This window comes from Nakamurella sp. (assembly GCF_048594475.1).
Classification (GTDB): Bacteria; Actinomycetota; Actinomycetes; order Mycobacteriales; family Nakamurellaceae; genus Nakamurella.
This window is the reverse complement of record NZ_JBMDXT010000087.1, coordinates 1-10037: the sequence shown is the minus strand read 5'-3', so window position 1 is coordinate 10037 and position 10037 is coordinate 1. Positions and strand designations below refer to the sequence as shown.

General features: G+C 72.4%; 8 protein-coding genes and 1 pseudogene. 8 read left to right on the top strand and 1 reads right to left on the bottom strand.

Annotation, left to right across the window (positions count from 1 at the left end; all coding sequences use genetic code 11):
• Both dnaE and ACOJUF_RS04620 read left to right on the top strand, forming a co-directional pair.
• On the top strand, nucleotides 1–2751 hold a 2751-nt coding region (gene dnaE, locus ACOJUF_RS04625; protein WP_420120692.1), incomplete at its 5' end, for a DNA polymerase III subunit alpha.
• On the top strand, nucleotides 2751–3293 hold the full coding sequence (locus tag ACOJUF_RS04620) for a DUF2567 domain-containing protein (protein WP_420120691.1): 543 nt from the start codon (nucleotides 2751–2753) through the stop codon (nucleotides 3291–3293). The genes dnaE and ACOJUF_RS04620, both read left to right, overlap by 1 nt.
• On the opposite strand, the gene ACOJUF_RS04615 is transcribed toward ACOJUF_RS04620, so the two are convergent.
• On the bottom strand, nucleotides 3232–3969 hold the full coding sequence (locus ACOJUF_RS04615; protein WP_420120690.1) for an NUDIX hydrolase: 738 nt from the start codon (nucleotides 3967–3969) through the stop codon (nucleotides 3232–3234). The genes ACOJUF_RS04620 and ACOJUF_RS04615 overlap by 62 nt on opposite strands.
• A gap of 88 nt (nucleotides 3970–4057) precedes the next feature.
• Between ACOJUF_RS04615 and nadA the strand changes: the two genes are divergently transcribed.
• The 6 genes and pseudogenes from nadA to ACOJUF_RS04585 form a co-directional block, all read left to right on the top strand.
• The gene (gene nadA, locus ACOJUF_RS04610) at nucleotides 4058–5050 is read left to right on the top strand and encodes a quinolinate synthase NadA (protein ID WP_420120689.1); all 993 of its coding nucleotides are present in this window, start codon (nucleotides 4058–4060) and stop codon (nucleotides 5048–5050) included.
• The gene (gene nadB, locus ACOJUF_RS04605) at nucleotides 5047–6627 is read left to right on the top strand and encodes an L-aspartate oxidase (RefSeq protein ID WP_420120688.1); all 1581 of its coding nucleotides are present in this window, start codon (nucleotides 5047–5049) and stop codon (nucleotides 6625–6627) included. The genes nadA and nadB overlap by 4 nt, the downstream gene beginning before the upstream one ends.
• Nucleotides 6624–7472 carry a carboxylating nicotinate-nucleotide diphosphorylase gene (gene nadC / locus ACOJUF_RS04600; protein WP_420120687.1) on the top strand — a complete coding sequence of 283 codons (849 nt, stop codon included), beginning with the start codon at nucleotides 6624–6626 and terminating at the stop codon, nucleotides 7470–7472. Before nadB ends, nadC begins: the two co-directional genes overlap by 4 nt.
• 18 nt (nucleotides 7473–7490) lie before the next feature.
• Nucleotides 7491–8786 carry a histidinol dehydrogenase gene (gene hisD, locus ACOJUF_RS04595; protein WP_420120686.1) on the top strand — a complete coding sequence of 432 codons (1296 nt, stop codon included), beginning with the start codon at nucleotides 7491–7493 and terminating at the stop codon, nucleotides 8784–8786.
• Nucleotides 8783–9886 (top strand): histidinol-phosphate transaminase, encoded by a 1104-nt coding sequence (locus ACOJUF_RS04590; protein ID WP_420120685.1) that lies wholly within the window; start codon nucleotides 8783–8785, stop codon nucleotides 9884–9886. Before hisD ends, ACOJUF_RS04590 begins: the two co-directional genes overlap by 4 nt.
• Nucleotides 9886–10037, top strand: a pseudogene (locus ACOJUF_RS04585) (imidazoleglycerol-phosphate dehydratase); the annotation flags it as partial. The gene ACOJUF_RS04590 and the pseudogene ACOJUF_RS04585, both read left to right, overlap by 1 nt.

Genomic DNA, 10037 nt, shown 5'->3' with positions numbered 1-10037 from the left:
CTCAAGTCGCCGGCCGAGATGCGCGCCCTGTGGGCCGACCGGTACGACCTGCGGGAGGCCTGCGACAACACGCTGCTGATCGCCGAGCGCTGCTCGGTGGCGTTCGACGAGTCGTCGTCCTACATGCCCCGGTTCCCGGTGCCCGAGGGCGAGACCGAGCAGACCTGGTTCGTCAAGGAGGTGGAGAAGGGTCTGGCCATCCGGTTCCCGGACGGCATCTCGCCCGAGGTGCGCAAGCAGGCGGACTACGAGGTCGGCGTCATCACCGCGATGAACTTCCCCGGCTACTTCCTGGTGGTCGCCGACTTCATCAACTGGGCCAAGGACCACGGCATCCGGGTCGGTCCCGGCCGCGGCTCCGGCGCCGGTTCGATGGTCGCCTACGCCATGCGGATCACCGACCTGAACCCGCTGGTGCACGGGCTGATCTTCGAACGGTTCCTCAACCCGGACCGCGTCTCCATGCCCGACTTCGACGTGGACTTCGACGAACGCCGGCGCGGCGACGTCATCAGGTACGTCACCGAGCGGTACGGCGACGACCGGGTCGCGCAGATCGTCACCTACGGCACGATCAAGGCCAAGCAGGCGGTCAAGGACTCGGCCCGGGTGCTGGGCATGCCGTTCTCCGTCGGCGACCGCATCACCAAGGTGATGCCGCCGCCGGTGATGGGCAAGGACGTGCCGCTGTCGAAGATCTTCGAACCGTCCGACCCCCGGTACAACGAGGGCAATGAGTTCCGGACGCTGGTCGACACCGACCCCGACGTGCGCAAGGTCGTCGACACCGCCCGCGGCCTGGAGGGCCTCAAGCGGCAGTGGGGGGTGCACGCGGCCGGCGTCATCATGTCCTCGGCGCCGCTGCTGGACCTGATCCCGATCATGAAGCGGGAGCAGGACGGGGCGATCATCACCCAGTTCGACTACCCGACCTGCGAAAAGCTCGGCCTCATCAAGATGGACTTCCTGGGGCTGCGCAACCTGACCATCCTGGACGACGCGGTCGACAACATCCGCGCCAACCGGGAGGTCGACCTGGTCCTGGAGGACCTGCCGCTGGACGACAAGCCGACCTACGAGCTGCTGTCCCGCGGCGACACTCTGGGCGTGTTCCAGCTCGACGGCGGCCCGATGCGGGCGCTGCTGCGGTCCATGCGGCCGGACAACTTCGAGGACATCTCCGCGGTCATCGCGCTGTACCGGCCCGGTCCGATGGGCGCCAACTCGCACAACGAGTACGCCGACCGCAAGACCGGCCGCAAGCCGGTGACCCCGATCCATCCCGAGCTGGCCGACGCGCTGGCCGACCTGCTCGGCGACACCTACGGGCTGATCGTCTACCAGGAGCAGGTGATGGCGATCGCCCAGCACCTGGCCGGCTACACCCTCGGGGCCGCCGACCTGCTCCGCCGGGCGATGGGCAAGAAGAAGAAGGCCGAGCTGGACGCCCAGTACGAGACCTTCTCCGGCGGCATGGCCAACCGCGGCTACAGCGCCGCCGCGATCAAGACGCTGTGGGACATCCTGGTCCCGTTCTCGGACTACGCGTTCAACAAGGCGCACTCCGCGGCCTACGGCCTGCTGTCCTACTGGACGGGCTACCTCAAGGCCAACTACCCGGCCGAGTACATGGCCGCGCTGCTCACCTCGGTCGGCGACGACAAGGACAAGATGGCCATCTACCTGGCCGAATGCCGCACCATGGGGATCAAGGTGCTGCCACCGGACGTCAACGCCTCGGTGCAGAACTTCGCGCCGGTCGGCACCGACATCCGGTTCGGGCTGGGCGCGGTGCGCAACGTGGGCACCGGGGTGGTCGCCTCGATCGTCGCCTGCCGCAAGGACAAGGGCGCCTACACCGACTTCTACGACTTCCTGGACAAGGTCGACGCGACCGCCTGCAACAAGAAGGTCGTCGAGTCCCTGATCAAGGCCGGCGCGTTCGACTCGATGGGCCACCCGCGCAAGGGCCTGCTGATGGACCACGTGCGCGCGGTCGACGAGGTGCTCGGCCTGAAGAAGGCCGAGGCGATCGGCCAGTTCGACCTGTTCGGCGAGATGACCCAGGAGGAGAAGGGCGACACGTTCCGCGGGCAGGTGCCGGACACCGAGTGGGACACCAAGCTGCGCCTGGGGTTCGAGCGGGAGATGCTCGGCCTGTACGTGTCCGGGCACCCGCTGGCCGGGGTGGAGCACATCCTGTCCGCGCAGTCGGACGCGTCCATCCCGGACATCCTCGACGGCACGGTGCCGGACCGGGCGATGGTGACCGTCGGCGGCATCCTGACCAACCTGCAACGGCGGCTGACCAAGAAGGGCGATCCCTGGGCGTCGGCCACCCTGGAGGACCTGGCCGGCGGGGTGGAGGTGGCGTTCTTCCCCAAGGTCTACACCGAGTGCGCGATGCTGCTGGCCGAGGATGCGATCGTGCTGGTCAAGGCACGGGTCGCGCGGTCCGAGGACCGGCTGTCACTGCACGCCCAGTCGGTGGTGGTACCCGACCTGTCCAACGACCCGGCCAAGGGCCCGGTCCAGGTCTCGATCGCCGCGCAGCGCTGCACCCCGCCGGTGGTGGACCGGCTCAAGGACGTGCTGCAGGCGCACCCCGGGACCACGGCGGTGCACCTGCGGCTGCTCAACGGGTCCCGCATCACCACCCTCAAGCTCGACGACGGGCTGCGGGTCACCCGCACGTCGGCGCTGATCGGCGACCTCAAGGCGCTGCTCGGCGCGGACTGCATCGCCTCCTGATGAGGCGCCCGCTGCTCATCGTCCTGGTCGCCTGCTCCGTGGCCGGGATCGCGCAGGGCCTGATCTGGGCGTTCCTGGCGCCCGGCATGCCCTACAAGGTGCTCGCCGACGGCCGGTACGCCGGGCTGCCGACCACCAGCAGCTACCACTTCGTCGGGCTGGCCCTGTTCTGCTGGCTGGGCATCGTCGCCGGCGCGCTCATCGCCGTCGGAGCCTGGCGGTTCCGGGCCGCCCGCGGCGTCCGGATGCTGCTGGTGGTGACCGCCGGGTCGGCCGGGTCCGCGCTGATCGCCTGGGGGCTGGGGCTGCTCGTCGCGCCCGGCACCGACCCGGCGTCGGTCGGGGCGTCCGCGGCCGACTCGATCGTGATCGCGCCGCCCAGCACCGGCACGATGCTGGGCGTGCTGGCGCAGCCCGCGGTGGCCGCCCTGGTCTACACCTTCCTGGTCGCCTGGAACGGCCAACCCGACCTGGACGTGCCTAGGCCCCCGGCGGTCGAAACGCCGCAAACGGATCCGTCACCCGGTATTCCCCGGTACTGAACCGGTACATCGCCGCCGGACGCCCCCCGCTGGGACCCGGGGGAGCGGTCGAGCCGGTCGGCTCGAGCATGCCGCGCCGGGTCAGGATGCGCTGCAGGTTGGTGACGTCCACGTCGTGGCCCAGGGCGGCGGCGTAGATCCGGCCGAGCTCGGCCAGGGTGAAGCTGGCCGGGGCCAGTGCGAAGCCGATGTTGGTGTACGAGAGCTTGGCCTGCAGCCGCTGCCGGGCCCGCTCGGCGATGCTCGCGTGGTCGAACGCCATCTCGGGCAGCGCATCGACCGAATGCCACGCGGTGTCGGCCGGCAGGCTGGGATGTGCGTCCATCGGCACCAGGCCCAGGAAGCCGGTGGCCACCATCCGGATGTCGGGCATGCGATGCGGGTCGGAGAACACCCCGGTCTGCTCCAGGTGGGTGACCTGGCGCAGGTCGACCTTCTCGGCCAGCTGCCGCCGGGCCGAGGCGTCGACGTCCTCGTTGTCCCGGACCACCCCGCCGGGCAGGGCCCAGCGGCCCGCGTCGGGTTCGGTGGTCCGCTGCCACAGCAGCAGGCGCAGCTGCGGACCCGGCGGACCGTGGTTCCCGGTGCCCCGGTGCACGGTGAACACGGCGGCCAGCACCTCGAGCAGGCTGGCGCTCTTGCGGCCCGTTGGTGGGCCCGACCCCCCGGGAAGCATGTTCCCGATTGTAATTCGATAACCCGCCTGCTAGACTCAGGGCGTTTTCGATCAGTAGTCGAAAACCAGGCTTCAGGTGGAGGACCACATGACCGCGACTCTCGACACGCACACCGACCTGCCGGCCGACTGGGCCGAGCGGGTCCGGGAGCTGGCCGAACAGCGCGACGCCGTCATCCTGGCGCACAACTACCAGGTCGGCGCCATCCAGGACATCGCGCACCACGTCGGGGACTCGCTGGCGCTGTCCCGCATCGCCGCGACCGCTCCGCAGCGCACCATCGTCTTCTGCGGCGTGCACTTCATGGCCGAGACCGCCAAGATCCTCTCGCCGGACAAGACGGTGCTGATCCCGGACGCCGACGCCGGCTGCTCGCTGGCCGACTCGATCACCGCCGACCAGCTGCGCGAGTGGAAGGCGGCCAACCCCGGGGCCGTCGTCGTCTCCTACGTCAACACGACGGCCGAGGTGAAGGCCGAGACCGACATCTGCTGCACCTCGTCGAACGCGGTCGAGGTCGTCCGGTCCATTCCCGCGGACACGCCGGTGCTGTTCGGACCCGACCAGTTCCTCGGCGCGCACGTCCGGCGGATCCTGGGCCGGGACAACATCCAGGTCTGGGGCGGCGAGTGCCACGTGCACGCCGGCATCAACGGCGGGCAGCTGACCGCGCAGGCCACGGCGCACCCCGACGCCGACCTCTACATCCACCCCGAGTGTGGCTGCGCGACCAGCGCCCTGTACCTGGCCACCGCCGGCGCCGTGCCGGCCGAGCGGGTGAAGATCCTGTCCACCGGGGAGATGGTCGACGCGGCCAAGGTCGGCCGCAGCAAGCAGGTCCTGGTGGCCACCGAGATCGGCATGATCCACCAGCTCAAGCGGGCCGCGCCGGGCGTCGACTTCCTGGCCGTCAACGACCGGGCCTCGTGCAAGTACATGAAGATGATCACCCCGGCCAAGCTGCTGCGGTCGCTGGAGCAGATGCGCGACGAGGTCGTCGTCGACCCCGAGATCGCCGCCCGGGCCCGCGGTGCGGTCGAGCGGATGATCGGCATCGGCATGAGCGGCGGTGGGGAATGAGCATCACGGCGGCCGGCGCGCTGCTGCCGGACTGGGAGGCCACCGCCGACGTGGTGATCGTCGGTACCGGTGTCGCCGGTCTGACCTGCGCCCTGGACCTGGCCGGTCTGCGCGTGCTGGTCGTCACCAAGGGCGCGCCGGACGAGGCCAACACGTCGTGGGCCCAGGGCGGCGTGGCCGTCGTCCGGGACGAGCACGATCCCGGCGACTCGGTCGCCGCGCACGTGCGGGACACGCTGGTGGCCGGCGCGGGGCTGTGCGACCCGGCCGCGGTGTCGCTGATCCTGGCCGAGGGGCCGGGGGCGATCGGCCGGCTCATCGCCCGCGGTGCCCACTTCGACGCCGGACCGAACGGGCTGCTGCGCACCCGCGAGGGCGGGCACACCGCGAACCGGGTGATCCACGCCGGCGGCGACGCCACCGGGGCCGAGATCGAGCGGGCCCTGCTGGCCACCGTCGGCTCGGCCGGTTCGTCGGGGCTGCCCGCGGTGCTGGCCGACCATCTGGCCCTGGACGTCGTGCTCGACGGGACCGGCCGGGCCCGTGGCCTGTCGGTGCTGGCCCCGGACGGGCGGATCGGCCTCATCCGGGCCACCGCCGTGGTGCTGGCCACCGGCGGCGCCGGGCACCTGTACGCCGCGACCACCAACCCCGGCGTGGCCACCGCCGACGGGCTGGCCATGGCCCTGCGGGCCGGGGCCTCGCTGGCCGACGTCGAGTTCATGCAGTTCCACCCGACCGTGCTGTGGACCGGCCCGGGCGACCTGGGCCACCGCGCCCTGGTCACCGAGGTCGTCCGCGGCGAGGGTGCGGTGCTGATCGACGCGACCGGTGACCGGGTCATGCGGGGGGTGCACCCGCTCGAGGACCTGGCGCCCCGGGACATCGTCTCGCTGGCCATCACCCGCCGTCTGGCGACCGCCCCCGGCGGGGTGACCGACCACGTCTACCTGGACGCCACCGCGATCCCCGCGCCGGTGTTCCGGCGCCGGTTCCCGACCGTGTCGGCGGCCTGCCTGGCGGCCGGCATCGACCCGACCCGGCAGCCGATCCCCGTCGCGCCGGCCGCGCACTACCACTGCGGCGGCGTGGTGACCGATCTGGACGGGCGGACCACCGTGCCCGGCCTGCTGGCCATCGGCGAGGTGGCCCGCACCGGGCTGCACGGTGCCAACCGGCTCGCCTCGAACTCGCTGCTCGAGGGCCTGGTGATGGGCGAGCGGGCGGCGGTCGCGGTGCGCGGAGACGTTGCCGCGGAAACGCCCCGGGCCGCCGAACTGGTCCTCATGCCGCCGCCCGGCGCCGATCCGGCCGGCCGGATCGAGCTGCAGGCGACCATGAGCAGCTCGGCCGGGATCGGCCGCGACCTGCCCGGCCTGCTGGCCGCGCAGTCGGCCGTCGCCTCGCTCGGCGACGTTTCCGATGGTGTCGGGGGAGCAACAGTGACTCGGGCGTCGGTCGAGATGGCGAATCTGGTCGCCGCCGCCGGCGCGCTGCTGGCCGCGGCGGAACTGCGCACCGAATCCGTCGGCTGCCACGTGCGGACCGACCAGCCCGTGCCGGCGGTGGCCCGGTGACCGGGACGGCGATCGATCAGGCCGTCATCGACCGGGCGCTGGCCGAGGACCTGATCGACGGACCCGATGTCACCACCGCCGCGACCGTGCCGGCCGACCAGGTCGCGCGGGCGCACCTGACCCCGCGGCAGGCCGGGGTGCTGGCCGGTGGCCCGCTCGCCGCTCAGGTGTTCCGCACGGTCATCGGGCCGGCGGTCACCGTGGAGCAGCTGGTGCCGGACGGCGACCCGCTGGTGCCGGGGGAGCCCGCGCTGCTGGTCCAGGGCCCGACCGGCGGGCTGCTGACCGCCGAGCGGACCGCGCTGAACCTGCTCACCCACCTGTCCGGCATCGCCACGGCCACCCGGGCCTGGGTCGACGCGGTCGCCGGCACCGGCGCGCGGATCCGGGACACCCGCAAGACGCTGCCCGGGCTGCGCGCGCTGGAGAAGTACGCCGTGCGCTGCGGTGGCGGGGTCAACCACCGGATGAGCCTGGGCGACGCCGCGCTGATCAAGGACAACCACGTGGCCGCGGCCGGCTCGGTGACCGCGGCGATCAAGGCCGTCCGGGCGCTGGATCCGGACATCGCGCTCGAGGTCGAGGTCGACACGCTCGCCCAGTTCGACGAGGCGATCGGGGCCGGCGCCGAGCTGGTGCTGCTGGACAACTTCACCCTGGCCGACACGGTCGAGGCGGTCCGCCGGGCCCGGGCGCTGTCCCGGCCGGTGCGGCTGGAGGCGTCCGGGGGTCTGACCCTGGACCGGGCGCGTTCCGTGGCGGCCACCGGGGTCGATTTCCTGGCGGTGGGCGCACTGACCCATTCCGCCCCGGCCCTGGACATCGGTCTCGACCTGGTCGGCTGACACCCTAGGCTTGATCCCATGCTGCAACGGATCGACCTGCGCGCCGGGCTGCCCCGGGTGCTCGGCGACGTGCTGCCGCGGGCGGCCGTCGACATCGGCACCGCGACCGCCGTGGTCGCCCCCCTGATCGACGACGTCCGGGCCCGCGGCGGCGCCGCGGTGCTGGACGCCGGCGAGCGGTTCGACGGCGTCCGCCCGGCCGCGCTGCGGGTGCCGGCGCAGGTGATCGCGGCCGCGTCCGACGCGATCGACGGCCCCGTGCGCGACGCGCTGCTCGAGGCGATCGCCCGGGCCCGGGTCGGGCACGCGGCCCAGCTGCCGGCCGAGGCGGTCACCGAGCTCGCGACCGGCGGGATCGTCCGGCAGCGGTGGGTCCCGGTGCGCCGGGTCGGGCTGTACGTGCCGGGCGGCCGGGCGCTGTACCCGTCGAGCGTCGTGATGAACGTGGTGCCGGCGCAGGTCGCCGGGGTCGATGCCATCGCCGTCACCTCTCCGCCGCAGAAGGACAACGACGGCTGGCCGGATCGCAACGTGCTGGCCGCCTGCGCCCTGCTGGGCATCGACGAGGTGTACGCGGCCGGCGGCGCGCAGGGGGTGGCGCTGCTCGCGCTGGGGGCCGAGGGCGTCGAACCGGTGGACGTGATCACCGGGCCCGGGAACGTCTACGTCACGGCGGCCAAGCGGCTGCTGCGCGGCGTCGTCGGGATCGACTCCGAGGCCGGCCCGACCGAGATCGCGGTGATCGCGGACGACAGTGCGGACCCGCAGTTCGTCGCCGCCGACCTGATCTCCCAGGCCGAGCACGACCCGCTGGCCGCGTCGGTGCTGATCACGACGTCGGAGACGCTCGCCGACGCGGTCGACGGCGCCCTGCCGGCCCGGATCGCCGCGACCAAGCACACCGAGCGGATCACCGAGGCCCTGACCGGCCCGCAGTCCGGCGTGGTGCTGGTCTCCTCGCTGGACGACGCAGTGGCCGTGTCCGATGCGTACGCCGCCGAGCACCTGGAGGTCCAGACCCGGGACGCCGCCGCGGTCGCCGCGCGGGTGCGCAACGCCGGCGCGGTGTTCGTCGGGTCGTACTCGCCGGTCTCCCTGGGCGACTACTGCGCCGGCTCGAACCACGTCCTGCCGACCGGCGGGTCGGCCCGGTTCTCCGCCGGTCTGGCCGCGACCACGTTCCTGCGCCAGCAGCAGGTCATCGACTACACGCGGGACGCGCTGCGTCAGGTGGCGCCGCACGTGGCCGCGCTGTCGGCGGCCGAGGACCTGCCGGCCCACGGCGAGGCGGTGGCCGTGAGGTTCGGTTCGTGAACGAGGTCACCCTGGCCGACCTGCCGCTGCGCGCGGACCTGGTCGGGTCTTCGCCCTACGGTGCCCCGCAACTGGACGTGCCGGTGCGGGTCAACACCAACGAGAACCCGCACCCGCCGTCGGCCGCGCTGGTGCAGGACCTCGCCGCGTCGGTCGCCGCTGCGGCGGTGGACCTGAACCGGTACCCGGACCGGGACGCGGTCGCGCTGCGGGAGTCGCTGGCCGATTATTTGTCCCGGTCCACCGGGGTGCCGCTGACCGCGGCCAACGTGTGGGCGGCGAACGGGTCGAACGAGATCCTGCTGCAGCTGCTGCAGGCGTTCGCCGGGCCGGGGCGGTTGGCGGTCGGGTTCGAACCGTCGTACTCGATGCACCCGATCATCGCCTCGGGCACCCGCACGGACTGGCTGTCCTGCCCGCGGCGTCCCGATTTCACCGTCGACGTCGACGCCGCCGTCGACCTCGTCGCGCAGCGGCGGCCCGACGTGCTGTTCATCACCAGCCCGAACAACCCCACCGGCGGTTCGCTGCCGCCGGCCGACGTGGCCCGGTTGGCCGAGGCGACGCCGGGCATGGTGGTGGTGGACGAGGCGTACGCCGAGTTCTCCTCCCGGCCGTCGGCGATCGAACTGATCTCGACGTTCCCGCGGAAACTGGTCGTCGTCCGGACCATGTCCAAGGCGTTCGCGTTCGCCGGCGGCCGGCTGGGCTACCTGGCCGCGGCGCCGGCCGTCATCGACGCGATGCTGCTGGTCCGGCTGCCGTATCACCTCTCGACGTTGACCCAGGCCGCCGCGCTGGCCGCGCTGCGGCACGCCGAGGACACCCTGGCCTCGGTCGCCCACCTGGTCGCCGAGCGGAAGCGGGTCGCCGCGGCGCTGACCGACCTGGGTCTGCGGGTCGTCGAGTCGGACGCGAACTTCCTGCTGTTCGGGGAGTTCGCCGACGCGAAGGCGACCTGGCAGCGGTACCTGGACGCCGGGGTGCTGGTGCGGGACATGGGCATCCCCGGCTTCCTGCGCACCACCATCGGCACCGACGCCGAGAACGACGTCCTGATCACGGTGACCCGATCCCTGACCTCGTTGAAGGAGAACTGATGGCCCGGCGGGCGCGCATCGAGCGCACCACCAGCGAGTCGAGCGTGCTGGTCGATCTGGACCTGGACGGCACCGGACAGGTGGAGATCTCCACCGGGGTCCGGTTCTACGACCACATGCTGATCTCGTTCGGCGTGCACGGCAGCTTCGA